This window comes from Candidatus Tiamatella incendiivivens, assembly GCA_015522635.1.
Lineage (GTDB): Archaea > Thermoproteota > Thermoprotei_A > Sulfolobales > Acidilobaceae > Tiamatella > Tiamatella incendiivivens.
This window is the reverse complement of record WALW01000027.1, coordinates 72,648-97,788: the sequence shown is the minus strand read 5'-3', so window position 1 is coordinate 97,788 and position 25,141 is coordinate 72,648. Positions and strand designations below refer to the sequence as shown.

The window sequence follows — 25,141 nt, the reverse complement described above, 5'->3', positions numbered from 1 at the left end:
TTTGTAAAATTAAAAATCTAGTAAGCGCAAGTATTTTGCTCCGGTAGTTTCGCTGGTGGAATGGTGTTTGCCTTGCCATTGCTTGAAATTAAAGGGTTAAAGACTTATTTTTATACTTTAAGGGGCATAGTGAAAGCTGTTGACAATGTATCACTTACGCTAGAAAAGGGAGAGACCTTAGGCATTGTGGGCGAGAGTGGTTGTGGAAAATCTACGTTGGCATGGAGCATAATAGGCCTCGTCCCTCCTCCAGGTAGAATTGTCAGCGGTTCCGTTGTGATTGATGGTATGGATATAACTAAGATGACTGAGGGGGGAATAAGAGAAAAGATTAGATGGAAGAGAGTTAGTATGATATTCCAGGGTGCGATGAACGCACTCAATCCTGTTTATAAGATTCGCGAGCAGATTGCGGAGCCAATGCTATTAGCAGGTTATTCCGGAGAAAAGGCTTTCAAGAGAGTGGATGAACTCCTAGATAGCGTTGGTTTAACAACAACTATAGCCGATAGATATCCCCATGAACTATCAGGAGGGATGAAGCAAAGAGTAGTCATTGCCATGGCATTAACTCTCGAACCAGACATAGTTATAGCCGATGAGCCTACTACTGCATTAGATGTAGTAGTTCAGTCACAGATACTCAATCTTTTGAAGGAATTGCAAAGGAAAAAGAAACGCAGTATCATTATAATAAGTCACGACTTAGGAGCTGTTACTGAATTGGCAGAGAAAATCGCTGTTATGTATGCTGGTAAAATTGTAGAGTTCGGTACTGCAGAACAGATATTCAATAATCCACTTCACCCTTATACGCAGGCTTTAATAAGGGCTATACCTAGGCTTACAGGACCAGTTACAAAACTGGAGTATATACCTGGAGCTCCACCCGACCTAAGATTCCCTCCACCGGGATGTAGGTTTGCACCTAGGTGTAATAAGGTAATGGACATCTGCCATAAGGAAGAACCGCCTTTGAAGGAATTAGAGAAGGGGCATTATACAGCCTGCCATCTCTACGATTGAAGAGGTGTAAACGTATGTATACCACAAATATAGGAGAAAAAATCCTTGAAGTTAATGATCTTAAAGTATGGTTTCCTGTTTCACAAGGCTTTATTGATAATCTGAGGGGCAAGGCAAAGTTATATGTTCATGCAGTAGACGGTATCTCGTTTGAAGTCCATGAAAGAGAGACTTTCTGTCTTGTGGGCGAGAGTGGTTGTGGAAAAACAACTACAGGAAAAGCTATACTTAGATTAGTCCCAGTTACAGACGGTTCTATAAAATTCAAACCTAGTAAATCTGTCCTAGACGATCTTAGAGAAGACAGAGTTGACATAGATTCTGGTGAGACAGTCGATTTAGTAACTATTCCTCAGAAAAAATTCAAGCCTCTAAGAAGGGATCTACAAATAGTTTACCAAGACCCCTATGGAAGCATGAACCCACGCTATAGGATTCGAAACGTTATTGCTGAAGCGATAGATGTCCACAAGGTAGCTTCGACTCGAGAAGAAAAAGAAGAGATGATAATTAGAGTTCTTGAGAAGGTTAGGTTGACACCGGCTGAAGATTTTATTGATAGATACCCACATCAGCTTAGTGGAGGTCAAAGGCAAAGAGTTGCGATTGCACGCGCTATTATTCTAAACCCACGTCTGGTAATTGCAGACGAGCCTGTTTCAATGTTAGATGTATCAATTAGAGCCGAAGTACTTGAATTGTTCAATGAGTTAAAGCATGATATAGGGCTTTCATATATTTTTATCACTCACGACTTGGCTGTTGCTAGATACGTATGTAATAGAATAGCCGTCATGTATCTAGGTAAAATAGTTGAATTAGGTGAGGCTAGGGAAATAATTTCAGATCCCTTACACCCATATACTAAGGCTCTAGTTGCCGCTATACCTGATCCCAACCCTGAGAATAGGAAGAAAATAAGAGAAGTGCCAATTATAGGTGAAGTACCGAGTGCTATTCATATACCTCCCGGTTGCAGGTTCCATCCAAGATGCGTCTACTATAATAGATCAGTTGGTGGCCAAGAAGGTAGGTCTAAGTTGGCTGAAAAATGCCCGAAAGACAAACCTCCCTTTAAGGAGGTAAAGCCTGGAAGAAAAGTCGCTTGCTGGTTATACGATTAATCCATATAAGCGATTATACTCTTTTCCGTCAAGTTTAAGTTTTTATGTAGGTTTCTGTCTAATGAATTTTAGACAACTGCATAAAGGGTGGACAGCTTGCTACACGATCCTGCCGCAATCTACGGTTGGGGAGCATATATCCCCCGATACAGGCTTCCTATGAGTGAAATAACTCGAATATGGGGTTGGCATAAAGGCGTCTCAGCCAGCCTAAATGTTAGAGAAAAAAGTGTTGATGGACCGGATGAGGATTCACTTACCATAGGACTTGAAGCTGCTTATAATGCGTTGAAAAGATCAATGATTGATTCGAAGGAGATTGGCGCCGTCATGTTTGGAAGCGAGTCAAAACCCTATGCTGTGAAACCCAGTGCTACTATAATAGCAGAAGCATTAGGTATAACCCCATCGACAATGGCCTCGGATTTAGAATTTGCCTGTAGAGCGGGAAGCGAAGCTTTCAGGGCTGTAATAGGCATGGCACTAGGAGGCCTCATAAAATATGGCCTAGCAATAGGTAGTGATACAGCACAAGCAAATCCAGGGGATGTTCTCGAATTCACTGCAAGCAGCGGAGGAGCAGCTTTTGTTATAGGAAAACCTGATGGAACTGAGGCAGCTATCATTGAAGGATCCTATACATATGTAACAGACACCCCTGACTTTTGGAGAAGGGCACTACAACCCTATCCTCTGCATGGAGAAGGCTTTACAGGAGAGCCTGCATATTTCCATCATATTGTAAATTCTGTTAGAATATTAATGGAAACTCTTGACTTGAAGCAAGAAGACTTCGACTATGCAATCTTCCATCAACCTAACGGAAGGTTCCCTCTTAAGGTAGGTAAAATGTTAGGATTCCCTAAGGAAAAAATTACTCCAGGCTTAGTAACACCATTCATAGGAAATACGTATAACGGAAGTGCTCTACTAGGCCTAGCTAGGGTTCTCGACCAAGCAAAACCAGGTCAACGAATACTTGTAGCTCCATTTGGTAGTGGAGCGGGAAGCGATGCCTACAGCATAGTCGTTAGTGAAGGCGTAGTGAATAGAAAAGATAAAGCCCTAACAGTCGATGACTACCTAGTTAGAAAGAAGACGGTGGATTACGCTTTGTATACTAAGTATAGGAACATAATTACACGCATAGTCTAACATGGTGATATGGAATGGGAGTTTATGTTAAGTCGTATGGAATGACTAAACTTGGAAGATCGTACTATAAGAGTATATATAATCTCGTCTCAGATGCTTTGAATGATATGGAAGGCTTAGTTAAGCCCGATATGATTATAGTTTCATCATTGTTCTCTGCAAGTTCGATAGGCCAACTTGACCTTGCTTCTAAGGTAACTGAAATATCAGGTTTCACTGGAGTTCCAGCAATAAGAGTAGAAACTGGTGAGACTTCTGGCCATAACTCTGTACTAATAGCGTTCAGATTACTGGCAGGAGGCATGTATGACAACATTCTAGTCATAGGAGCCGAGAAGACTACAGAATTCATTGCAGCTAGAATGTACAAGGAAATAAGTAAAGTATTTGATAGCGAATATGAGGCGTATATGGGCGTTGGCCATGCATCACTACACGCGTTGGCCATGAAAGAGTATATGAAGAGATATGATAAGACGCATAAAGAACTAGCGTACTGGCCTGCTCTTATGCATAAAAACGCGGCAGATAACCCATATGCTGCTCTACGATTCCCAGTAGATCAGGACTCTGTTGTTAAGGCTAACATAATAAGCGAACCAATAACACTGCTAGATAGTTACCCACTAGTAGATGGAGCTAGTGCGGTTCTAATAACTAGAAACCCGAACTCTGCACTCGCAGAAATAAAATACGCCTACAGTTCAACCGATGCGATGCCGGTGACCCACAAAGAGGATTTACTAGATTTCCCTGCTGTCCGCCGGGTATACTCTAAGATAAAGAATGAAAATGGATGCGATCTATCAATAGATATCTATGATGTAACAGATCAATTCACAATAACTCCCTATCTAATGATAGAATCAATCGGATTAGCTGAGAAAGGCAAATCCGTAGATTTAGCCAACCAAGGTTTTTTCGACAGAGACGGTGATATCCCTATGAATATTACTGGCGGCTTGAAAGCTAGAGGTCATCCATTTGGTGCAACAGGTATATATCAAGTTGCTGAACTTTCAGGAATCCTTTCAGGAACATTCCAAATACAAATGCCTGAAGCTAAAGAAGCTATGATACTAGGAATTAACGGATTAGGATCTAATGCCTCCGGAATACTTATAGGTAGGAGGTGAAGTCCCTTGTCAATGGAGTATTCTGTCCCAATATATTGGAGGAATAGAATAAGTTACTACAGACTAATAGGAGGAAAATGCAAGAGTTGCGGGAAAATCTTCTTCCCTCCGCAAAACACATGTCCTTATTGCGGCTCTGGCAACATAGAGCCAGTAAACCTTCCAAGGAAAGGTAGACTGTTAACCTATACAGTATCATATAATCCGCCTGAAGGCTACAAACTTCAAACACCTCTAATAATAGGACTAATAGACTTGAGAGGCACGAAGATTATAGCTCAAGTAACTGATATCTCACCTGGGGAAATCAGTGAAGGAATGGAAGTTGAAGCAGTCGTGAGGAAAATCAGGGAAGACCGGACTGCCGGACTAATTCAGTATGGATACAAGTTTAGGCCAGCTATAAGTCAAAGATGAAATAAGAGTGCGTTAAATATGAAGTCTGTCAATATTAACAGCATTCTCTCTAAACACTTTTCCACAAGTAAAAGAGAAATGTATTTTTTAGAGGCCAATAATGGAAATGCAGAAGTCCTCATCAGAAGGGCAATAATAGAGAAAATAGAAGATGTAAATCTATCCTCAGTAGCGTCTGGTATAATAGATTTTGAAGTCATCCCACAGGATATAAGGCGTGGAATAATTGGGACACTTCAGATTCCCTTAATAGTTGTTGGACCTTTTCATTACCGGGTAGGTGGCAATAACAAGAAAACATATATCCCGCTAGCCTATGTAACAAGTATGATAAGCAATATTGCCATGAAATTAGCAGAGGCAAAGTATGATTCTGAAAAAATGAATATAGAGAACATCAGTACGGGTGATCTTTTACAATATGCAATTAATCTCCCAGCTTTCAAAATATTTCTATTCTCATTTGCAATTGCCTCTGCATTGAAGGTAGAAAGAATAATTGTATGTATGAACGGTTCAAATGTTCACTGCATATCTCAGGGCATACAAGAACTATTAGAAGTGGATGACGTTTTATTCAAAATAAACCCAACGATACTTGATATTGCAAAAATAATCACTAGCAAAGAAAACCCGCAGCTCTACTGTTATGAAAAGAAGTTAAGAGAGACTATGATATTCGCATTGAAATTAACTAGAGCTATGCCCCATCTCTTCCAATAATTCTTTAGCCCTATCAAACCTAACTTTTCCCTCAGAAACCATTATGTTTGCTATCTTATCAGCAAGCTCAGGAGAGGCACCAGCCATAATTGCAATATTTTTAGCGTGAAGCTTCATATGTCCCTTTTGAATACCTTCGGTTGCTAAAGCTTTCAACGCTGCAAAATTCTGGGCTAGTCCGACAGCTGCCATTATTTCAGATAGTTCTTGTGATGTTTCAACTCCAAGTATTTTTATGGCTAATCTAACTGCTGGATGAACTTTCACAGCTCCTCCTACTAAACCTACAGCTATAGGAAGTTCTAGGCTTCCAACAAGATTTCCGTATTCGTCTTTTTCCCATATTGAAAGCGGCATATATACCCCATTTCTTGCGGCATAAGCATGTGCCCCTGCCTCGAGAGCCCTGTGATCTTGTCCAGTGGCAAGTGCAACAGCTATTACCCCATTCATAATACCCTTATTGTGGGTTGCTGCTCTATACGGATCTGCCCAAGCAAAGTTTGACGCCGTTACGATACCGTCAACAACCTCTTCTCCGCCTATGTCTTCTCTATAAACTTTAACCCAAGCCCGAGCTAATCTTTTCTCTGCAAGATTAGTTAGTATCCTAAGATATACCTTACCGCCAGTTATTTTCTCGATCAACGGAGCAACCTTCTCAGCCATAGTGTTTACAGCATTGGCTCCCATAGCATCTCTAACATCTACAATAAGATGGGTTATAACCATTGGTCCTTGAGGACTGTCAATAACCCTAACCTCTATATCCTTAGCTCCACCGCCATGCTTTACTAAAACGGGATCTTGGTCATTGGCTAACTTGAGGATTTCATCTTTATGTTCAATGATCTTCATTTTAGCGTAGTATGGAGCTTTAACATTGACAAGTTGTATTTGACTAATCATAACAGACCCTGTTGTAACAGCTTTTATTCCCCCATCTCTTCTCATGACTCGAGCAGCGTTACTTGCTGCTGCTACAACAGATGATTCCTCTATCACCATGGGAATGAGGTAATCCTTGGTATTTACTTTGAAATTGGTTACAATCGCGAAAGGATAAGTCATAGCCCCTATCACATTTTCTATCATGGCATCAGCTATTTTAGGATCTAGGTTTCCCCAAGAATGAAGGATTTTAACTTCCTCTTCGGAGAGTCCTATAAGGTCTTTCACTATCTTAGTTCTATCTTTGATAGTTTTCTTATAGAAGCCGGATATACGTGAATTCTTAACAGGCACTTCTATGTGCACCTCTCAATACTATATAACTTGACATCGTCATTTTCATATTTTCGTGTTCAGTCTAGGCAATAAATAGATAGAATCCCCAGAGGACTTATAGGCCAGCGTCTTTTTATTCAGGTACATCCAAGCAACACAAGCTGCGATTGCTGCATCTCGAATATCCTTGTTTTTCAGGTTTAGGTTACTTTCTAGCTTAACGTACCTTGCAAGGCAGCCGGTGAAACTAATATTTTCCCAGTAGCACCCAGCTGAGATAAATGCACTTCTAGGGTGGGTTTCTAGGGCTGTAATCCCTTCTTTCTCGAATATATTTTTCAAACGAATCGCACGTTCAGCTAGTCTCTTCATTCCTTCTAACCCTAAGGGTAAGAGTTTGAATCCGTCTTTGATCAAAAGCCGTTCTACGTCCCGAAAGCCTTTATCAACTATAGATAAAGGAGCATCTATAGCTACTACCCTTGGCTTCCCCATAGAGTATATAAAATCTATTATCTCGGAATCTTTTGGTTTCTTAATACAAGATGATAAAACTCCATTAGCTATAATACATATGCCACTCCTCTTCCTCGGGTTAGCTGATAAATCGATACCGCTAACTATAACAGGCATCCTAGCTTCCCAGCAATATAATTCAAACTTTGGCTGCAATTGCCTTTTTCACATATTACAGTACTGTCTCTATAGATTGAGAGAATTTCAGGCCCGCAGGTTAGTAATGAAACCCACTTATCGTTATTGATTACTGTACATTCATTTCTTAATAAATGTCTTAGGTTAAAGGGGTGTATTCCACTCGTAAATAAGGCTAGTTTGTCTCCAATATTCTCTATGATACAGGATCTAGAATTCTTGATAGGAAAATTGCACTCACACTGGTCCATTGAAACTGCAATTTTGTCTACGGAAAAATTGAAGGCATCGCCTATAATCATATTAGGCTCCACGATACCTTTTACTATACTGAGTAAGATCATCACTGCTGTCGCAGCAGCAGTATATACCGTAGGTGCAAGTACAGGAATACCTCCTTCCTCTCTTTCGGGTACAGTAAATATACAATCAAAACACGGGGTTTTCCCCGGTATCAGTGGAATAACATTGTAATAATAGTCAGATACGCCAGAGTAAATGTAAGGCACATCCTTAACCCATGCAGCTCTAGATATAAATGATCTAGTTTTCAAATTGTCAAGACCGTCCATAACTATATCTATTCCATCAACCAAAGACTCCGCGTTCAAAGGTGATATCCACCCGTAGATAGATTCGATTTCTACGAATGGATTTATTCTTCTTAGGAGAGACTCGCACGCAATAACTTTAGGAATTCTACCTAACGAATCCAGTAGACCTATACTTTGAGTTCTAGGATAGTTAGATGGCTCGATAAAATCAAAGTCGATAATTCTAAATTTACGCACACCAAGCCTTACTAATATTTCGCTTATAACGGATCCTAGTGCACCGCAACCAGGTATGAGAACTTTCAGATCCTCTATTTTACTTTGAACACACTTGTCAATTAGACTACTCTTGAGTTGTCTGTCATAAACCTCTTTTCCTATACTATTCAATATATCTATAATAAGTACCATGGAATCTCTCCAAGCCATAATGGTAGATTGGAGGTAAATAAAATAAAGACCAGGAGCAAAGCCTAAAGAAGGTGGAAGCCGGGGTGGCCGAGCGGTCCAAGGCGGCGGGCTGCAGAGCTTCCGGCTATTAACCCATCGCGGAGACCCGTTTTCCCCGGGTTCGAATCCCGGCCCCGGCTCCATCCACACATTTAAACATACTTGTACTTGATATCTAGTTCTTCAAAAATAGAGACGAGGTCTTTCCTGATCTGCGATTTAAGCGATTTTTTCTCTATAATAGCTAGCTCTACAGGTCTTGGATGATTTTTCAGTATACTTTGACGTATTACATCAGGGTTGACACCGTTAGAAAAAGCGTATTTAGCGAGAATATGACCATAACAGTAATGTTCCTGCAAATGAATTCTTGTGTGTTTAATTGGATAATGACCGCCCCCATATCCTGCTACAGGTACACAGTAATCAGGTTTGATTATATCTTGTAAGGCTTGAATCACTGTCTCAGCTATAACCCTCCTAGCACGAGGGTCTCTCCATTCATCATCTGTGCTACCTATTTCAATAAATGTTAACGGTGTGGATAAACTGGTCGGGCCATGATGAGTGGCTTCTAGAGTAACTTCATACTCGTCTGAAAGTCCTGCTTCCCTGGTTTTTCTGAAGAGTATGGATAACAGTTTCTTTGCCATATGGGAACTTGAAATAGAAAGCTCTAACGGGTTTCCTCCATGGCTGGCTTGGGGTAGAGGGTTTCCAGTGTGATGCACTGTTAAGCTCTTCCTTCCCGTTTCAGCTTTATGTCTTGAGAGAAATACATAGCTTTCTACATCGAAGAATTTGTCGAGAAAATCAAAGTATATCACATCCTGGGAGAAACCTACAAGATAGGAGTTGATGCTAGGAATAAAGTATGCCTCCGAGCAAGGATCGCTTTGGCATTCAACAGACTCTACATCACCAAGAAGCTTAGATAAACTACTTGCTATACCTTTACCAGCTAAATCAAGTATAGAATAGACTAGCCCGTATCTCGCCTTCCATACCAATTTATACACCATCCCTAAATTAAGTGTTGAAGATAAAAATATGAAACCGGTGGAGTGAGGACGAATCCGGGAACCGAGCTTCCGACTTTATATGAAGAAGCAGTGATGACACATGCTCTCCGACCACCTACTAATACTTATTTACCCCTAGTATCCCAGCATTCTTTTGGTGTGAAATCGATGGCTAACCCTGTCGAGATAATACTGGATACGGCTAAGCATCATCCATATAGTAAGATGTGGGAGAATATAGCTAGAGCGGTAGCTGAGAAACTTGGCCTCGAACTTGATATACTTGAGGAAGATTACATGTTTGCTATAGATCATGGAATAACTGATGACCTCGGAATGGCGGCTCTACCGCAGATTATGGTCAAAATGAACGACGGCAGTATAAAACCGCTCTTGGCACAGCTTCCACTTGGAAGTAACTATAAACCTGACCCGGAGAAAGCTGTAGAAATAGCTATTGAGAAGGTAGAAGAATTTTCTTCTAACTAATCCTTCCTTTTACTAATATCAATAATATCTTCTACCAAATTCACATTTATAGTATCTATCGTTTGATATCCATTGTATGTAGAGGAAGACAATAGAAAAATCCTTCATGGAGTATATAGTGATTACTGGTGAGTTTTGTATGCCAAGACTTAGATTTGGTCCTGCGGGTAAACCAGTGAGTTCCAAAGGACCTATGGAAAAAGTACCTGAATACCTATATAAAATAGGTTTGGATGCCTTGGAGTACGAAGCTGTTAGGGGTGTTCGAATATCTGAAGAGAAGGCTAATTTACTAGGAAAGGAGGCTGCCAAATATGATATAACACTTTCCATGCATGCCCCGTACTATATCAATCTAGCATCAAAGGAAAAGGAGAAGGTGGAAGCTAGCAGGAGGAGACTTTTTGAAGCTATAAGGGCTTCACACTGGATGAATGCTTATGCCGTAGTCTTCCATCCAGGCTACTACAAAGGCTGGCCTTCTAAGGAGTATGCAGTCAAAAAGATTATAGACCAATTGCAGAAGCTTGAAGAGGAGGTAAAAAGTCAAGGATATACTAGGCCTTGGGTAGCTCCTGAGACTACTGGAAAAGATACTCAAGTTGGTAGTGTTGATGATACTATAGAAATTTGTAAGAGCATCGAGAAATGCAGGCCAGCTGTTGATTGGGCCCATCTATATGCGAGAAATCAAGGTAAAGCGGTCTTAAGCATAGATGATGTAATTAATGTTATAGATAAAATAGAGAAAGAATTAGGTTTGTATGCTGTTAAACCATTGCACGCTCATTTCTCTAAGATTGAGTATGGAAAAGGTGGAGAGAAAATGCATCATACTTTAAGAGAAGAAGAATATGGTCCTGACTGGGTTATAGTGTGCAAAGCATATCTTATGACCGGAATAGATGGTGTTATAATATCAGAGAGCCCTATCCTAGAAAAGGATGCTCAGTATATGATCGGGTTATGCAAGGAGGTTTTAGAGGATGGTTCTTTCAAAGCTAAGACCTCAAGTTCAAAAGTCATTATCGCTTCTCGCTCGAAGATTGGGGAGTAAAGTTAAAGCTGATTATATAACCCTTGCCAGCCCCATAGTTGCTCTTTTCGTTCCTATATCAGTTTATTATGATCACTTATTTCTATCTGTGATACTACTCTTGGTTGCAAGCTTCTTTGATATATTAGACGGAGCTGTTGCTCGAGAAACAGGCAAGGCTCGTCCGGCTGGAGCGTTCTTGGATTCTATGATAGACAGGTTTGTTGATACAATATACTATGTATCATTAATATTGGCTGGATATGACCCATTGCTTGTAACTTTATCCCTAGGATTTACTATAACGATAACATATTCTAAAGCAAGGGCTGCAAGCCTTGGAAAACCTATCGAACATAGGTTGCTTGAAAGAAGTGATAGGATCATAATAATTTTGGTGTTATTAATAATAACTGATATTGCCCCGTCGTACGTGATGAACATCATTATGCTTACATATATGCTTGGCTTACTTGCCGCTGCATTGTATGCTGTAATTCTTGGAGTCAAAACATTGGACAGGGAGTGATTTGACCGGTTAATCTTCGAATTATGGTTGATAGATATGCGATAACGTGACTTGTATGAAGTGATACTGGGCCTATGGAAATTTTAATGCTATATCTCTTAAAGACTTCAAAAGACTCTGAGGGTATATCCTCATGTGCTCCCATTATGAATATATTTCTTCCTGAGAGTATTTTCCTAGAATGTTTACAATAATCTTCCCCGTTTTCATCTAGCAAGAAAAACTCATAGCCTGTTTTTCTCAGGTTATTAATTAAAAACGGAAAGTCAGCTTCATCTATTATAATGTCTTTACAGGTGTGTTTACTCTTGAAGCACTTGTAAATCGACATGAAAATGGATTTCTCGCTGAAAGATTCAAGTTGGAGCATGTTAGAAATGATTATTGCCTGTATGCTGGTTTCCTTATATTGCCCTCCTAAGAAACCAATAAAGCAAGTATTCTCATTGATCATTGAAGCTGAAATACTTCTTACTATAACGTCGAGTCTTCCACTATGTCCTGCATAGCCTTTATGAGGGAGATTTCCCTTGATAATAGCCGTTGGCGAATATACTAAGAAGATATTATTACAGTTTTCAGTTTCATGGGTGTAAAATGTTTTTCACCACCTAGAAAACCACATCTGAAATTAACGTTTAAAAAAGCATGCTATACTGCAATAACAAGGCGGGGAAAGATATGAACAAAGTTATTAGATGTAAATGGCAGAAAGAGTTCTCAAAATGGTTTGACAACATCCTGGAAAATGGGGAATTCTATGATTATGGGCGTTATCCTGTCAAGGGAATGGGGATTTGGATGCCATACGGGTTTCAATTGCGGAGAAGGATAATTGAGCTAATAAGAAAGGAACTAGACGAAACAGGACATGAAGAAATATTGCTTCCCCTTCTTATATCCGATACTCTATTACGTAAAGAAAAGGAGCATATTAGGGGATTTGAAGATGAAGTATACTGGGTTACACAAGGAGGCTTGGAACCTCTCGACGTAAAACTTGCTCTTAGACCAACGAGTGAGACAAGTATAACTTACATGGAAAGCTTGTGGATCAAGAGCTATAAACAGTTGCCTAAGAAGTATTATCAGGTAGTTAGTATATTCAGGTATGAAACCAAGTCTACCAAGCCAATGATAAGATTACGTGAAGTCACAACCTTCAAAGAAGCCCATACTGTTCATGTATCTAAAGAAGATGCTGATAGGCAAGTCCAAGAAGCTATAAGCATATATAAGAGAATATTTGATGAGCTCAGTATTCCATACATTATATCGAAAAGACCGGAGTGGGATAAATTTGCAGGAGCACTCTATACAATAGCTTTCGATACTGTTTTCCCTGACGGGAGAGTCCTACAAATCGGAACAGCCCATAATCTTGGCCAGAACTTTCCGAAAACTTTTGACTTCAAGATACAACTAGAAGACGAGTCGCTTGATTATCCTTGGCAAACTAGCTATGGGTTAAGTGACAGAGTAGTGGCGTCAGTAATAGCTATGCACGGCGACGATAAAGGAGCTATTCTACCGGTGAATGTAGCTCCGACGCAGATAGTAATCGTCCCCATTCCTAGTAGAAGTACTGAGTTTGGAAAAATACTAAAGTATTCCGGGGAAATCAAGGCTTTGCTATCCCAAAAAGGGTTGAGGGTGAAAATAGATGATAGGGAACAGTTAAGACCAGGTGCAAAGTTCTATTACTGGGAAACGAGAGGAGTACCGGTAAGGCTCGAGATAGGTGAAAACGAACTTAACGGTAGTACAGTAACCTTATCTAGAAGAGATACGGGCACTAAAATGGCAATTAATCTCGACGAATTGGCTGGGAAAATTATTGAAGTCATGAATAGCATTATGGAGAACCTAGCAAATAGAGCATGGAGTTTTCTAAAGGAGAACGTTAAGAGGATGACATCTCTAGATGAAGCTAAAGACTATATAGCTTCAAATCGTGGGATAGTAGAGGTTCCATGGTGCGGTGATCAAAAATGTGCTTATGAACTGATGGAATATATTGATGCCAAAGCTTTAGGGACGCCTTACCCTGAAAATGATATTCCAGTGAATGAGAAATGCCCTGTATGTGGTAGGAAAGCGAAGCATTGGCTTAGAATAGCTAAAACATATTAATACGATGAAGTGCTTGGGTTATCAGTTAGTGAGATAAGGAGGTATTAAGGAGATGCCCAAGAAAAGAGAGAGTAGAGGTAGGAGAAAAGGATCTAAAGGATATGTAGAGCGGGTACAGTGTGATAACTGTGGGAGGTTGGTTCCTAAAGACAAAGCAATCTGTGTGACACGTATGTATAGCCCAGTTGACCCTCAATTAGCTAGGGAGCTTGAAAAAAAAGGTGCTATTATAACTAGGTATCCAGTGACTAAGTGTTATTGTATAAGTTGTGCTGTTCACATGGGTTTAGTGAAAATAAGACCCGAGCAGGAACGGAAGAGGAAAGGCCTTTCGATATAATTACTTTTATAATGTGCTTTCATTTTTATATTGTTGAATTTAAATTGGAAAACTAATTTATTTTATAAGACTTTTTTATAAAAAAGGTTATAGTTAGATAAACAGTTTTCCATTAATGTGTAAACATAATTAGCAGTGAGATAACGAAACCGTATATTGCTATACCTTCACCGAGCGCTACAATCAATATTGCTATACCACTCATTTCAGGTTTTTCAGCTATAGCACTTATAGCACTGGCACCAGCAATACCTACGGCAATCCCCCCTCCAACTCCTGCTAAACCAACAGCTAATCCAGCGCCAAGCATTTTAGTTGAGACTCCCGTTGCTTGAGTCACTGGTTGGGTTTGAGCTGCGAATGTAGGAGCGGTCTCTACCGCTATTACTAATGCGAAAACAGCTATCATTCCCAGAAAGAGTATTTTTTTCATGTCCATCTTATATGCACCAGTTTTTCAAGTATAATTAGCTGTCTCTTCTGTTTTTATATATAAATTCCAGGTTGAATGGCATAGTTGAAAATTACTACTCCGAAGTGGTAAGATAAGGGTGTATCTTGAAAACCCTTAACTCTAATTAATACATAAACAGGTTCCAATGATGCCAAGTGAATGGGTTATTGAAGCTCTAACTAAAGGATTAGATTTCAGTTTAAAGAGAGCTGAGAGATTATCGAAAACGAGAAGTATACGTGCAATGGCTTATGGGGAGTTGAAATATCTAGTTCTTAGAAGAGATATAGGTAGGTATTACGAGGGCACTGCAATAATCAAAACAGATACTGAATACAAAGTTATACCAGGATACCCTCATATGAAAAGGATTGTTCTGGCTAAGAGAGCGCTGAACCATTACTTTATTGATAAAATAGTTGTGGAGGAGAAGATGAACGGATACAATGTAAGGCTATTCAAAATAGGAGATAAAATTTATGCGGCTACCAGAGGGGGATATATCTGCCCATATACAACGCATAGGATAAGGAGAAAATATAGGGAAAATATTCAGCACCTCTTAAGTATGCTGGGAGAAAGCACCATAATTGTCGGTGAGGTTGTTGGTCTAGAGAATCCGTATATCAGGTATAAATACCCAGAAGCGCCTCAATGGGATATCTTCATTTTTGATATCTTTTTAGGTAAAAATCCTCTGAGTGCTAATGAAAGAGTAAACTTAGTATCTGATTGTGGATTGCGTAATGTTAGAAGATTAGGTGTCATATGGAAGCATGAAAGTAAGAAGCTTTTCGAAATAATAGATGAGCTGGAAAAAGAGAAGAGAGAGGGTGTTGTTCTAAAGGACCCGTTCTATAGGGTCGAACCACTGAAATATACTACTAGCTATATCAATATCGATGATATCAGTATAGGAATGAGATCTCCATTTGATGAGGGTAGATATTTCGTTTTCCCAAGGCTCGTCAGGGAACTCTTTATGTACTACGAACGAGGCTATGACAGTGAATTAATCGGGAATAAAGCTCTAGAACTAGGCAAGGCACTCATCAATCCGGCGTTAAATTCCATTAAAAAATATGTGAAAGAAAATGGTATAGGTGAAACGTTTGAATTAAGATTTCATAATTATTCTTTTCTCGAAGACTTTATAGAGTACATGTTTAGACTAGATGTCGATTTTTCAGTTATTTCTATAGAAAAGAAGCAGTCTGAAATCATATTCAGAGGAATAAAGTGGATGAAAGAAACACAAGCACAGTTCGAGAGGATACTAAAAACGGGGATATCACCGATGGATTAGCCGGTTAGGATTCTTTCATCGAAGTCTGATTCTAGGTTTTCTATAAAGTAGAAAGTTATACCCATGGAAACTATGTCTAATATACTACCTGGATTAAGGTTGTTTGATCGCATAAAAGATTCCATTTCCTGGTAGCGTAGTTTATTCTCTAAAACAAGCTTCGCTGACTTTAAGACTCTTAGTGCAATTCTTATTCCATACTTCCTTGCAATTAAGGTGTCAAGATATTTTGACATCAAACGTAAAACCGTCTGATAGACTGATTCCTCAAAATTTAAACCCTTTTTGACTAGCAAGCTAATAGACTTGGACGCTTCTAAGCTCACTGGATACCCTTGAATAAGTTCTTTATGAACGATATCTCCTTGCCCAGCTCGTTTGACGATGTTATAGAAGCTAGGTAAATCTATTCCCTCCATTTCCTTGGCATCTATTCCTCCCTTCCTTAGTTTTCCTAGGTGACTGGGGGAATAGTATCTCAGTAACTCGAAATATCCCTTAGCGTCACAGGAACTTGCTGATTTAATCAGTTCAATGGAACTATTAACTATTGCTTCAATATTTGGGCGCCTGCTTTCTCCAAGAATTTTAGCAGATAATATGATTGGAGTGTGGAGAACCCAGGATCCCATAGAAGTGTTGATTTCCAACCTATATTTTCTAAGTAGAAATATGATATTCTCGAATGTCCTTCCTATCATACAATCATCCGATTTATCCCAGGATATATGAAGGATTGAATCGCAGAATACAAGGCTGTTTAGCATAAAATTATATATGGATTTATCAGGGTGGCTGATAACTCTAGTGACACCGCCTGGTTTAGGGTGGATTAGGGGTTCGATAAAAACCCCAGAACAGTATAGTGAGTTACCTATGGACAATAGGTACACCTCTCAGATCAAAAAATGTATAGCCGGTAACTAGAATTTGGGTTTTCTCACCTAACAAGTATTCATATCCACTCGAAATAACTACAGGCTTATAGTTTTCCGTTCTAGCTATGAGTGATTGATGCTTAAAACCTTCATCCAATATTATGGCTTCAATCTTTTTCCCTAGGAACACCTTATTTTTCCTAAAACCGATATCCTCAACAATGTGGGCTAGTATACTACTTCTCTTCTTTTTCTCCGGCTCAGGTATTTGTCTCAGTTTACCTGAAAGCGTCCTTGGCCGGTAAGTGTACCTTGCTATATGAACTTTATCAAACTCTAGGATTTTTACCAGTTCTATTGTCTGAGAAAAATCCTCAAAGTCTTCTCCAGGATGACCAACTATGATATCTGTTGCAAGATAAGCATTGGGGATTTTCCCCCGAATCTCTTTAACTAGGTCGATATACTCATCAACAGTATATTCCCTGTTCATTAGTCTAAGAATTTTATCGCTTCCAGACTGAACGGGAATATGGAAAAACTTGAATAAGTGTTGGTCTCTGTATAGAGGAACAACCTCGTCAAGTATGTCAATGAGATGTTGAGGGGACATCATACCGATTCTTATGTAATACTCCCCCTTTACTTCCTCGAGAATAGAGCTGATTAATTCGGGTAGCATTTTTCTACCAGAGATATCATACCCGTAAACACCTGTATCCTGGGCAGTCAACCTAATTTCTTTCACACCTTTATTTACTAACATCTTAATTGCCTCTACAATAGTAGTAACGGGATAGCTTGAGACTCTTCTTCGGGCTATTTTAGTTATACAAAAACTACAGTTTGACAAGCAACCCTCGCTCACTGCTATTGTTGCTATTGTTTTGCTGTTAGTTATAGTGGGTAAATATCCTCTTTCTTTATCACCATCTAGTAGTATTACTCTGCGAGGTTTTTCTAAGACTTCAGTGATTTTGTGGATGTTTTGTGGAGAAACCATACTTGCGTGAGGTGCTACTTTACAAACTAAATAAGGTCTAGACTTAACTAGGCATCCAGCGACGACTAGTTTCTTTTCAGGGAACTTATTATGAATTTCTCGCAGTCTTTTTTCCATCTTTCTCTCAGTGTCGAGCCTAACAGCACAAGTGTTCAAGATTATTGCATCTGCTTCCTCTAAACTTCTAACTACTTTATAACCCTTCCGAGCGATATAGCTCTCCATCACTATAGTATCATGGACGTTCAATGCACACCCGTATGTCTCTATATAGACTCTCATCATGCATCAATTCACACATCTTACAGCTAGCAGTTATTAAGCCTCGACCAATAACAACGTTCTAAGGGTGAGTTAAGTGGGAGAAATTGAAGACGATTACAATAAGCTATTGGAGAGGCTTTACTCTAAAGTACCGTCTAAAAAACATGGATATGAAAGGTTTGAGATGCCAAAGGTAGAGGTGATCCATATGGGTAGCCAGACAATAATAAGGAATTTTAGGGAAATAGTAGATAAACTTAGAAGAAACCCAGACATCTTGTCAAGATACTTTCTGAAAGAATTGGCTACTGCTGGAAACTATGATCCGGAGAGCGGTATACTGAAAGTAAACATTAGGGTGTCAAGTAAAAGTTTGAATATGATCTTGGAGAAGTTCGTTAAATCATATGTTATATGCCCAACTTGTGGCAGGCCTGATACCATACTTGTCAAAAGAGGAAAGACATGGGTTCTTATATGCGAAGCATGTGGAGCAGAACAACCAGTCAAACCTATTTAACCTTAATTCATACCTTCCCTGAGGATGATTCCCTTTGGTCGAGGAATCAGATCTCTTTCATTATAAAGTTCACAGAATATCTGGTCATCCTCCAATGTTAGCTGTAGCTGACTACGGTTTATTGAGAAGGAAATTTGTTAGTAACGAGCTTACCATAGAGGTAAACAAAGAGCTCTATGAAGGTGAAATAGCCAACAAGGATCAAGTGGCAAGTTTGATGGCTTTATATGATATAATAATTCTGGTAGGAGAGCATTCCGTGGATTTAGCTAAGGAACTCGGCTTGGTGACAGAGGATTCAGTGCTAAGAATAGGTGATATTCCACATGTCCAAATCTACAAGTTCAAGTACTGAACCTAATAGAAACGGTATAGTATGCCCTGTTTGCGGTAGAAAGAAATCTCCAAACCTACCGTTTGTAGGTAATCTCTGTAAAGACTGTTTTCTAGAAAAATACGGAGTTGCTCAAGTCCCAGATAATCTCAGCATAACCATTTGCAATTCATGCGGAGCCTATAGGATAGGGAAACAATGGATATACTCATACCCCAGTACATTAGAGGAAGCAGTGTACGAAGCCGTCTACACAGCGCTTGTTTCAAAAATTAAACCGGTAATGGGAATAGCTTTTGTATCTATTAAGAGCCTGGAATCTCAAACACCTATAAACACTTATGGAGAATACTACTTCAAGGTAATGGTAGAAGGTAAAAGTATAGAGGGCGTCGTTCTAGAAAAAGACTATATGGTTAAAGTTAGGGTGTCAGCAGGACTCTGTCCTAGGTGTATCCGTAAGAAGGTAGGTTATCATGAAGCTCTAATTCAAGTCAGAGGAATAGGAGGTAAACTAAGTGAGTATGAGAAAAACTTGGTTTTAGACTATCTGGATACTCTTTCTATGAAACTGAAGGAACAAATAGTTGATATTATAGATAAGAAGGAAGGTCTTGACTTACTTATCACGGATGCTACCTCGGCAAGAATTATTGCTTCAAAGATATCAGGAAGATTTCTCGGTAAAAGAATAGAAACCTACAGTTTATCAGGCAGAAGAAATGATGGTAGGAGACTGGGGCATCTAACAGTATCTCTTAGAGTAGCATCTGTCAAAAATGGGGACATAATAAGTATAGACGGGTCCCCAAATTACGTTTTAGACATTACTGGAACAAGGATCAAATTGATGGATTTAGAATCAGGTAGAGAGTCAAGTTTAAACCCGGATCAATTCTGGTCACATAAAATAGAAGAGTATATACATACTAGTAAGAGCAAGAAAGTGATGCTGGTATCCAGGGATCCTTACAGTACTATCTTCTTGGATATAGAAAGCGGGTATACTAGTACAATAGAGTATCCTCCCGAGAAGGTGGTAAACCTAACCAATAAAGAGCTCCGAGAAGGAGAGGAATATATCGTGTATTTAACTGAAAAAGCACTCTACATTATATCATAGATGTAGAGTAAAGGGTGGATGATAGTTGGCGAGAGGCAGAGGAAGGCAGAGGAATCGAAGAGGTGAAACACCCTTCCCGGATGAGGAGACAATCATTTGTGTAGCACATAAAATATTAGGTGGAAGCTTCATAGAAGTTCTCTGTACCAACGGAAAGACCTTCAAGGCTAGAATTCCGGGTAAGATGAGGAGAAGGATATGGATAAGAGAGGGGGACATCCTGCTGGTAGCTCCCTGGTCCGAGGAGAGTGATAAAGCTGACATTGTATACAAGTACTGGAGAGATGAAATTAAGAAGCTAATAAATGGAGGATATCTCAGCGAGGAATTCCTCGAAGAGGTGGGCTTCTAATAGGTAAGAACCGTTGGCTGAGGAGGCAAAGAGAAAAACGTATAAAGGATAGTGATCTTCTCGAAACCGTCGAAGAAGTCTTTGATATTTTCACGGAACAACATTTATTTTACCTGTACAGGAAGAAGGTTCTTGACAAGCTTTATGGTGTTGTTAGTAGTGGGAAAGAATCAAGGATTTACTGGGGAAAGACTCCTGAAGGAAACGATCTTGCAGTGAAGATTTACTTAACTATGACAGCAGAGTTCAGGAAGGGCATTGCCAAATATATTACCGGAGATTCTCGATTCAAGGAAATTCCCAAGAACGATTATAGAAGATTGATTTATGAATGGGCTAGAAAAGAATTCAGAAATATGAAAAGAATGTATAAGCATCATGTCAAGGTTCCCCGCCCTCATGCACTCAAGGGAAATGTTATTGTAATGGAGTTTATTGGGGAGGAAGGCAAACGGGCTCCTCTCGTGAAAGAGTTAGTCCCCGAACTCAAAGCAAACCTTGGGCTTGCAAAAGAAATCTATAGACAAACTCGGGTGAACTTAGAGAGAATAGTATGTTACACGAAATTAGTTCACGCGGATTTATCCGAGTTCAACTTAATGTTTTGGAGAAAAAGAGTTTATATTATTGATGTTAGTCAATCGATTTCACTTGATCATCCTATGGCAAAAGAGTTTCTTGTAAGAGACTTGAACAACATTTTCAGATTTTTCAGAGGTTTCATTGGGGAGGAAGATCTACAGGAAGATGCAATTAAGCAAAAGCTTTTCTCATGTATATATTCTTAGGAAAATATGATAAGCCTTAAGAGAGACTCCATAGAATGGGTGGACTTATTTGACTAGCAATCCGTGGGCTTCAAATAGGATGCATGTGAAGATACCACTGGATAGAATTCCCATAGTAATAGGTAAAGAGGGAGAGACTAAAAACGAGATTATGAGTAAAACTGGTACCTTAATAACAGTCGACACAGAGAATTCCATGGTAGTAATTGAATCTGAAACACCTAGTGTACCTCCTATAAATGTGATGAAAGCGTCTGAAATAGTCAAAGCTATAGGACTAGGATTTACACCTGAGGAAGCCTCCGCTCTTCTTGACGATGATAATGTTCTTCTAGTCATTGACTTGAAGAACCTTATAGGGGATAATCAGAATACTTTGAAAAGGATTAAGGGTAGAATTATAGGAGAAAAGGGTAGAGCAAGGCGGACTATTGAAGAAATGACAGGCACTACAATCGTTGTAGGTAAATACCATGTAGCTATAATAGGTAGTTATGAAAGAGCAATGGCGGCAAAGAGAGCCGTTGAAATGCTAGCTGAGGGTAGGCAACACGGAACCGTCTATAGACATATTAACACTATGATGAGAGGGATAAAGAGAAGGGAAGCAGTCGGCCTTTGGAGAACTGGAAAAGAAGAACTCTAAATTTTTAGTATTTAATTATAAGTTCCTCCATAAGATTCTCTAAGGTTCCTGTTGTAGGAAGATCTTCTAAGGTTTTACCTCTCGTTTTCAGGATAACAGCTTTTTCGTCCCTATCGAAAACAGGTTCGAATCCTTCGGGCAGTTCTTTGAGTTCCCATTCCTCGTTATCCCTTAAGAAATGAATGGCATATAATGATGTTCCTTCACAGCTTAGATCTAAGGTAATCTCATCAATTAATCCCTTACTTCCTTCTGTTCTCGTGAAAACTAGTATTATGCTTGAATCTATGTGATCAAACATCAAATCATCTAGAACTACTTGCCTGTCGATGTGAAGAACATCAAGGATCATTGAAACTATTTCATCCCAAAGTATTACACCATAATCCATGAGCTCTGATACAGCAGTGTCACAATCTATGGAATTCTCATTGGCATAGCTTTCTATTTCTTCTAAATAATTTGTAATTCCCTTAAATAGATCACCAGCTAGTTTTTTAAGGCTTATTCCTTTCTTATTGGCTAGACCTTTGAGAAATGAGAGCGTTTCCTCGTTAACAGGAATTTTTATGTATTCCATTATCGAATTCCCTCAACTATTAATTATTTCATCTACTCCAAAATATAGGGACACTTAGCCTTTTTAGTGGCCATACGCTATAAAAATAAGATTTCTAATATTCCAAGATAGTACTATATGGTATTATTAGGCGTGATGAGGCAGCCTGCGACGATACGACCCGGAGGGGGATGAATTGGAAGAGCCGACTGAACGCCAAAATTGCGAGAAAATAGCACTACAAGGATGCATGGGGATCTTAGAGAAGCTTCTCGATGATTACAGAACATCCATCTATGCTTATAATTCTATGATAAAGAAGACAGGGTTCTACTTAAAACCTGTTCACAAGGTTTACTATAAAAATTCTCATGGTACAAAAATAATATATGAGTACCACGGGATGTATTGGTGGAAAAAGCAGAAAAAGGGTTACAAGGTATACCTCAAATACTATGGAAAACAGAAACCGGAAGGATTACCAGATCCTCCTGTAAATCCCCTCTCAGGTGTTATAATCGACAAAACGGAAGGGTTGATAATCGTTCCAAAAAGCCTGTTCGGTAACATGAAGACTGAAACATCTAGATGTAAGATAAGATGCATTAGCTAGTTCTTAAAACAAATCAATTCAGGCTTTCCAATAAGCTTGGCTGCAGATCCTTTGTTAATGGCTATTTCAAGGAACCCGAAACTGTTAGGATACAATACTATGCTACCTGATGGTACGTCAGAAAATGTAGATCCTATTACTCCGGTAAACTTATCACCCTCACTTGTAATAAACAACACTTTACCAGACATCTTGTGACGTGAAACAAAATCCTTAAACACCGTACTTAATGCCACATTACCAAATCTATCTGCATAGATTGGTCTAAAGCAAATTAAACCGTCTTTTTCTATATTGTAAATCAATTCATATTTCACGATATCACTGAGGCTAATAGATGTGGGTGCGAATTCGGTTATTTCCTCTCCCATAGAGACAAGTGCAGCTGCTGGTGCGAATAAGTCTCTTCCATGAAACGTATTGGATAAATGCAAGTCAAAGTACCCTGCAAGCATGGAGACTTTGTTTAACAACATGCCGGAATTTATCACCTTAATAAAGTCAAGCGACTTGTTGTTATAACAAGAACGAATAACAGAATAAAGAACGCCATTATCTGGTCCAACAAAATATCGTTTACATGCCTTTGCCAAAATGGGTTTTCTACTTGAACCTACTCCCGGATCAATGACTACTGTAAATATCGAGTTCTCCGGAAAAAACTTGTAGGATGTATAGAGAACATATGCACCTGCATTTATATCGAAGGGCGGAATTCCTTGAGTTAGATCAATGATTTCTGCATTAGAATTGATAGTCTTTATAACTCCCTTCATTATACCTGTGTATGGGTCATCATATCCAAAATCCGTTTCAAGGATTATCGGGTTGTGCACATGATAACACCAGTGTATCACACAGTAATTACTAGTTTATATGGAATTCCATTACACGTGGAACACGGGATTTTCCCCTCATATCTTCATGGTTCTAAATATACAAACGGAAAGGCTTAAATAACAACCCTACCAAATAGGGTTATCCGAAACCATAACTATGGTGAATACACATGAGTCACGTAACTCGAGATCCCTATGAAGAAGCAAAGAAAGAGTTAAAGCAGGCTGTAGAAATACTCGGATTATCAGATGAGGTATATGAAATCCTCTCAGTACCTGAGCGACTTGTTAGGGTAAGTATACCTGTCAAAATGGACAATGGATCCATTAAGATCTTCACTGGATGGAGAAGCCAGCACAATAGTGCACTTGGACCTTATAAAGGAGGCGTTAGATATCACCCTGATGTGCATGAACACGAGGTAATAGCTCTCTCAATGTGGATGTCATGGAAAAACAGTCTTGCACAATTGCCATATGGTGGAAGCAAGGGCGGTATTAAAGTAGATCCTCATAAACTTAGCCCTGGCGAACTAGAAAGATTGAGTAGGAAGTATTTTGAAATGATAGCAAAGGTAGTGGGAATAGATGAGGACATACCGGCACCTGATGTATATACAAATCCTCAGACTATGGCTTGGTATATGGATGAGTATAGCAGGCTGAAAGGATTTCACGCATTCGGTGTAGTCACAGGTAAACCACTTGTTCTAGGAGGACTTCAGACTAGGGTTATAAGCACAGGTCACGGTACAGCTGTAGTAGCTGCAGAGGCTGCAAAGAAAGTGCTAGGTGGAATTGAGGGTAAAAAGGTATCTATACAAGGATTTGGTAACGCTGGACAATTTGCAGCAAAGTCCCTCGCCGAGATGGGTGCAGTAATTATTGCTGTAAGCGATAGTAAGGGTGGAATATTCGATTCAAATGGACTAGACGTAGAAAAACTACTTGAGGTCAAACAAAAGACAGGTTCAGTTATAAATTATCCTGAGGTAGAGAAAAAGATTGGAACAAAAGATCCTTTATACATTGATGCGGATATACTGATTCCTGCAGCTCTCGAAAACCAGATAACATCTGAGAATGCTGACAAGGTTAAGGCTAAAATCATAGCTGAAGCTGCTAACGGTCCTACGACGCCTGATGGCGAAGCAATACTCACAAAGAAAGGTATAGTGGTAGTTCCTGACATTCTAGCAAATGCTGGAGGAGTAATTGTAAGTCATATCGAATGGGTTAACAATAGAATGGGCGGATGGCTGAAAGAAGAAGAGGTTAAGGCTAGACTAGAGGAGAAGATGATGAATAACTTCAATGCGGTCTGGGACTTCTGGCAGAACAAACTTGACACATCCAAGTACAACATGAGAACGGCTGCATATGCCTTAGCAGTCAAGAGGGTCTATGATGCTATGAAGCTGAGGGGAAGAATCTAACCCCTCAGCTT

General features: G+C 39.4%; 30 protein-coding genes and 1 tRNA gene. 21 read left to right on the top strand and 10 right to left on the bottom strand.

Annotated features, from left to right (window positions below; all coding sequences use genetic code 11):
• The first annotated feature begins 60 nt into the window (after positions 1 to 60).
• The 6 genes from F7B60_07220 to F7B60_07195 all read left to right on the top strand — a co-directional run bounded on the left by F7B60_07220 (position 61) and on the right by F7B60_07195 (position 5,581).
• Positions 61 to 1,026: an ABC transporter ATP-binding protein gene (locus F7B60_07220; protein MCE4615299.1), complete on the top strand. Its 966-nt coding sequence runs from the start codon at positions 61 to 63 to the stop codon at positions 1,024 to 1,026.
• 14 nt (positions 1,027 to 1,040) lie between these two features.
• Complete coding sequence (locus F7B60_07215; protein ID MCE4615298.1) at positions 1,041 to 2,150, top strand: ABC transporter ATP-binding protein; 1,110 nt, start codon at positions 1,041 to 1,043, stop codon at positions 2,148 to 2,150.
• 159 nt (positions 2,151 to 2,309) lie between these two features.
• Complete coding sequence (locus tag F7B60_07210; protein ID MCE4615297.1) at positions 2,310 to 3,305, top strand: hydroxymethylglutaryl-CoA synthase; 996 nt, start codon at positions 2,310 to 2,312, stop codon at positions 3,303 to 3,305.
• Positions 3,306 to 3,319: 14 nt separating this feature from the next.
• The gene (locus F7B60_07205) at positions 3,320 to 4,441 is read left to right on the top strand and encodes a thiolase family protein (GenBank protein ID MCE4615296.1); all 1,122 of its coding nucleotides are present in this window, start codon (positions 3,320 to 3,322) and stop codon (positions 4,439 to 4,441) included.
• A 12-nt stretch (positions 4,442 to 4,453) separates the two neighbouring features.
• Positions 4,454 to 4,858, top strand: coding sequence for a Zn-ribbon domain-containing OB-fold protein (locus tag F7B60_07200; GenBank protein ID MCE4615295.1), 405 nt, complete (start codon positions 4,454 to 4,456; stop codon positions 4,856 to 4,858).
• 18 nt (positions 4,859 to 4,876) lie between these two features.
• Positions 4,877 to 5,581: a hypothetical protein gene (locus tag F7B60_07195; GenBank protein MCE4615294.1), complete on the top strand. Its 705-nt coding sequence runs from the start codon at positions 4,877 to 4,879 to the stop codon at positions 5,579 to 5,581.
• Here the strand turns inward: F7B60_07195 and F7B60_07190 are convergent.
• Genes F7B60_07190 through F7B60_07180 form a run of 3 tightly spaced genes read right to left on the bottom strand, consistent with a single transcriptional unit; the run spans position 5,549 to position 8,427 of the window.
• The gene (locus F7B60_07190) at positions 5,549 to 6,826 is read right to left on the bottom strand and encodes a hydroxymethylglutaryl-CoA reductase, degradative (GenBank protein MCE4615293.1); all 1,278 of its coding nucleotides are present in this window, start codon (positions 6,824 to 6,826) and stop codon (positions 5,549 to 5,551) included. The two genes, F7B60_07195 and F7B60_07190, sit on opposite strands and share 33 nt — an antisense overlap.
• 45 nt (positions 6,827 to 6,871) lie before the next feature.
• Complete coding sequence (locus F7B60_07185; GenBank protein MCE4615292.1) at positions 6,872 to 7,441, bottom strand: DUF429 domain-containing protein; 570 nt, start codon at positions 7,439 to 7,441, stop codon at positions 6,872 to 6,874.
• Complete coding sequence (locus tag F7B60_07180) at positions 7,429 to 8,427, bottom strand: ThiF family adenylyltransferase (protein ID MCE4615291.1); 999 nt, start codon at positions 8,425 to 8,427, stop codon at positions 7,429 to 7,431. The genes F7B60_07185 and F7B60_07180 overlap by 13 nt, the downstream gene beginning before the upstream one ends.
• A 77-nt stretch (positions 8,428 to 8,504) precedes the next feature.
• Between F7B60_07180 and F7B60_07175 the strand changes: the two genes are divergently transcribed.
• Positions 8,505 to 8,609: transfer RNA gene (locus F7B60_07175), tRNA-Cys, on the top strand.
• A 9-nt stretch (positions 8,610 to 8,618) separates the two neighbouring features.
• On the opposite strand, the gene F7B60_07170 is transcribed toward F7B60_07175, so the two are convergent.
• Positions 8,619 to 9,476: a D-aminoacyl-tRNA deacylase gene (locus F7B60_07170; GenBank protein MCE4615290.1), complete on the bottom strand. Its 858-nt coding sequence runs from the start codon at positions 9,474 to 9,476 to the stop codon at positions 8,619 to 8,621.
• A gap of 54 nt (positions 9,477 to 9,530) precedes the next feature.
• Here F7B60_07170 and F7B60_07165 point away from each other — a divergent pair, with 54 nt between their 5' ends.
• From F7B60_07165 to F7B60_07155, 3 genes are all read left to right on the top strand, one after another.
• Entirely contained in the window at positions 9,531 to 9,977 is a 447-nt protein-coding gene (locus F7B60_07165) for a hypothetical protein (GenBank protein MCE4615289.1), read from the top strand.
• Positions 9,978 to 10,116: 139 nt separating this feature from the next.
• Positions 10,117 to 11,034: a deoxyribonuclease IV gene (locus tag F7B60_07160; GenBank protein ID MCE4615288.1), complete on the top strand. Its 918-nt coding sequence runs from the start codon at positions 10,117 to 10,119 to the stop codon at positions 11,032 to 11,034.
• Positions 10,964 to 11,542 (top strand): CDP-alcohol phosphatidyltransferase family protein, encoded by a 579-nt coding sequence (locus tag F7B60_07155; GenBank protein ID MCE4615287.1) that lies wholly within the window; start codon positions 10,964 to 10,966, stop codon positions 11,540 to 11,542. The genes F7B60_07160 and F7B60_07155 overlap by 71 nt, the downstream gene beginning before the upstream one ends.
• Here F7B60_07155 and F7B60_07150 read toward each other — a convergent pair.
• A complete protein-coding gene (locus F7B60_07150) occupies positions 11,520 to 12,077 on the bottom strand; it encodes a hypothetical protein (protein ID MCE4615286.1) in 558 nt (185 codons plus the stop codon). The genes F7B60_07155 and F7B60_07150 overlap by 23 nt on opposite strands.
• Before the next feature lie 146 nt (positions 12,078 to 12,223).
• Between F7B60_07150 and proS the strand changes: the two genes are divergently transcribed.
• Together proS and F7B60_07140 are read left to right on the top strand one after the other, a co-directional pair.
• A complete protein-coding gene (proS, locus tag F7B60_07145) occupies positions 12,224 to 13,675 on the top strand; it encodes a proline--tRNA ligase (protein ID MCE4615285.1) in 1,452 nt (483 codons plus the stop codon).
• Between the two features lie 52 nt (positions 13,676 to 13,727).
• Positions 13,728 to 14,015, top strand: coding sequence for a 30S ribosomal protein S26e (locus F7B60_07140; GenBank protein MCE4615284.1), 288 nt, complete (start codon positions 13,728 to 13,730; stop codon positions 14,013 to 14,015).
• A 112-nt stretch (positions 14,016 to 14,127) separates the two neighbouring features.
• Here the strand turns inward: F7B60_07140 and F7B60_07135 are convergent, their stop codons facing one another.
• Positions 14,128 to 14,454, bottom strand: coding sequence for an ATP synthase subunit C (locus tag F7B60_07135; GenBank protein MCE4615283.1), 327 nt, complete (start codon positions 14,452 to 14,454; stop codon positions 14,128 to 14,130).
• A 163-nt stretch (positions 14,455 to 14,617) separates the two neighbouring features.
• Between F7B60_07135 and F7B60_07130 the strand changes: the two genes are divergently transcribed.
• The gene (locus tag F7B60_07130; protein MCE4615282.1) at positions 14,618 to 15,775 is read left to right on the top strand and encodes an RNA ligase; all 1,158 of its coding nucleotides are present in this window, start codon (positions 14,618 to 14,620) and stop codon (positions 15,773 to 15,775) included.
• On the opposite strand, the gene F7B60_07125 is transcribed toward F7B60_07130, so the two are convergent.
• Positions 15,772 to 16,659, bottom strand: a complete 888-nt coding sequence (locus tag F7B60_07125) for a triphosphoribosyl-dephospho-CoA synthase (GenBank protein MCE4615281.1) — start codon at positions 16,657 to 16,659, stop codon at positions 15,772 to 15,774. The genes F7B60_07130 and F7B60_07125 overlap by 4 nt on opposite strands.
• A complete protein-coding gene (locus F7B60_07120; GenBank protein MCE4615280.1) occupies positions 16,646 to 17,941 on the bottom strand; it encodes a tRNA (N(6)-L-threonylcarbamoyladenosine(37)-C(2))-methylthiotransferase in 1,296 nt (431 codons plus the stop codon). The genes F7B60_07125 and F7B60_07120 overlap by 14 nt, the downstream gene beginning before the upstream one ends.
• A gap of 73 nt (positions 17,942 to 18,014) precedes the next feature.
• Here F7B60_07120 and F7B60_07115 point away from each other — a divergent pair, with 73 nt between their 5' ends.
• The 6 genes from F7B60_07115 to F7B60_07090 all read left to right on the top strand — a co-directional run bounded on the left by F7B60_07115 (position 18,015) and on the right by F7B60_07090 (position 21,683).
• Positions 18,015 to 18,440, top strand: a complete 426-nt coding sequence (locus F7B60_07115; protein ID MCE4615279.1) for a translation initiation factor IF-2 subunit beta — start codon at positions 18,015 to 18,017, stop codon at positions 18,438 to 18,440.
• Between the two features lie 34 nt (positions 18,441 to 18,474).
• Positions 18,475 to 18,795: a DUF424 family protein gene (locus F7B60_07110; GenBank protein MCE4615278.1), complete on the top strand. Its 321-nt coding sequence runs from the start codon at positions 18,475 to 18,477 to the stop codon at positions 18,793 to 18,795.
• Positions 18,767 to 19,897, top strand: coding sequence for a hypothetical protein (locus F7B60_07105; GenBank protein ID MCE4615277.1), 1,131 nt, complete (start codon positions 18,767 to 18,769; stop codon positions 19,895 to 19,897). Before F7B60_07110 ends, F7B60_07105 begins: the two co-directional genes overlap by 29 nt.
• A gap of 25 nt (positions 19,898 to 19,922) precedes the next feature.
• A complete protein-coding gene (locus F7B60_07100) occupies positions 19,923 to 20,249 on the top strand; it encodes a translation initiation factor aIF-1A (protein MCE4615276.1) in 327 nt (108 codons plus the stop codon).
• 215 nt (positions 20,250 to 20,464) lie between these two features.
• Positions 20,465 to 21,037 carry a serine protein kinase RIO gene (locus tag F7B60_07095; GenBank protein ID MCE4615275.1) on the top strand — a complete coding sequence of 191 codons (573 nt, stop codon included), beginning with the start codon at positions 20,465 to 20,467 and terminating at the stop codon, positions 21,035 to 21,037.
• A 49-nt stretch (positions 21,038 to 21,086) separates the two neighbouring features.
• A complete protein-coding gene (locus tag F7B60_07090) occupies positions 21,087 to 21,683 on the top strand; it encodes a KH domain-containing protein (protein ID MCE4615274.1) in 597 nt (198 codons plus the stop codon).
• Positions 21,684 to 21,687: 4 nt separating this feature from the next.
• Here F7B60_07090 and F7B60_07085 read toward each other — a convergent pair whose 3' ends face one another.
• Positions 21,688 to 22,263 (bottom strand): hypothetical protein, encoded by a 576-nt coding sequence (locus tag F7B60_07085; GenBank protein ID MCE4615273.1) that lies wholly within the window; start codon positions 22,261 to 22,263, stop codon positions 21,688 to 21,690.
• 175 nt (positions 22,264 to 22,438) lie between these two features.
• Between F7B60_07085 and F7B60_07080 the strand changes: the two genes are divergently transcribed.
• On the top strand, positions 22,439 to 22,855 hold the full coding sequence (locus tag F7B60_07080) for a hypothetical protein (GenBank protein MCE4615272.1): 417 nt from the start codon (positions 22,439 to 22,441) through the stop codon (positions 22,853 to 22,855).
• Here the strand turns inward: F7B60_07080 and F7B60_07075 are convergent.
• Positions 22,852 to 23,691 carry an SAM-dependent chlorinase/fluorinase gene (locus F7B60_07075; protein MCE4615271.1) on the bottom strand — a complete coding sequence of 280 codons (840 nt, stop codon included), beginning with the start codon at positions 23,689 to 23,691 and terminating at the stop codon, positions 22,852 to 22,854. The genes F7B60_07080 and F7B60_07075 overlap by 4 nt on opposite strands.
• Before the next feature lie 173 nt (positions 23,692 to 23,864).
• On the opposite strand from F7B60_07075, the gene F7B60_07070 reads away from it, so the two are divergent.
• Positions 23,865 to 25,130, top strand: a complete 1,266-nt coding sequence (locus tag F7B60_07070; GenBank protein ID MCE4615270.1) for a Glu/Leu/Phe/Val dehydrogenase — start codon at positions 23,865 to 23,867, stop codon at positions 25,128 to 25,130.
• The last annotated feature ends 11 nt before the right edge of the window (positions 25,131 to 25,141 follow it).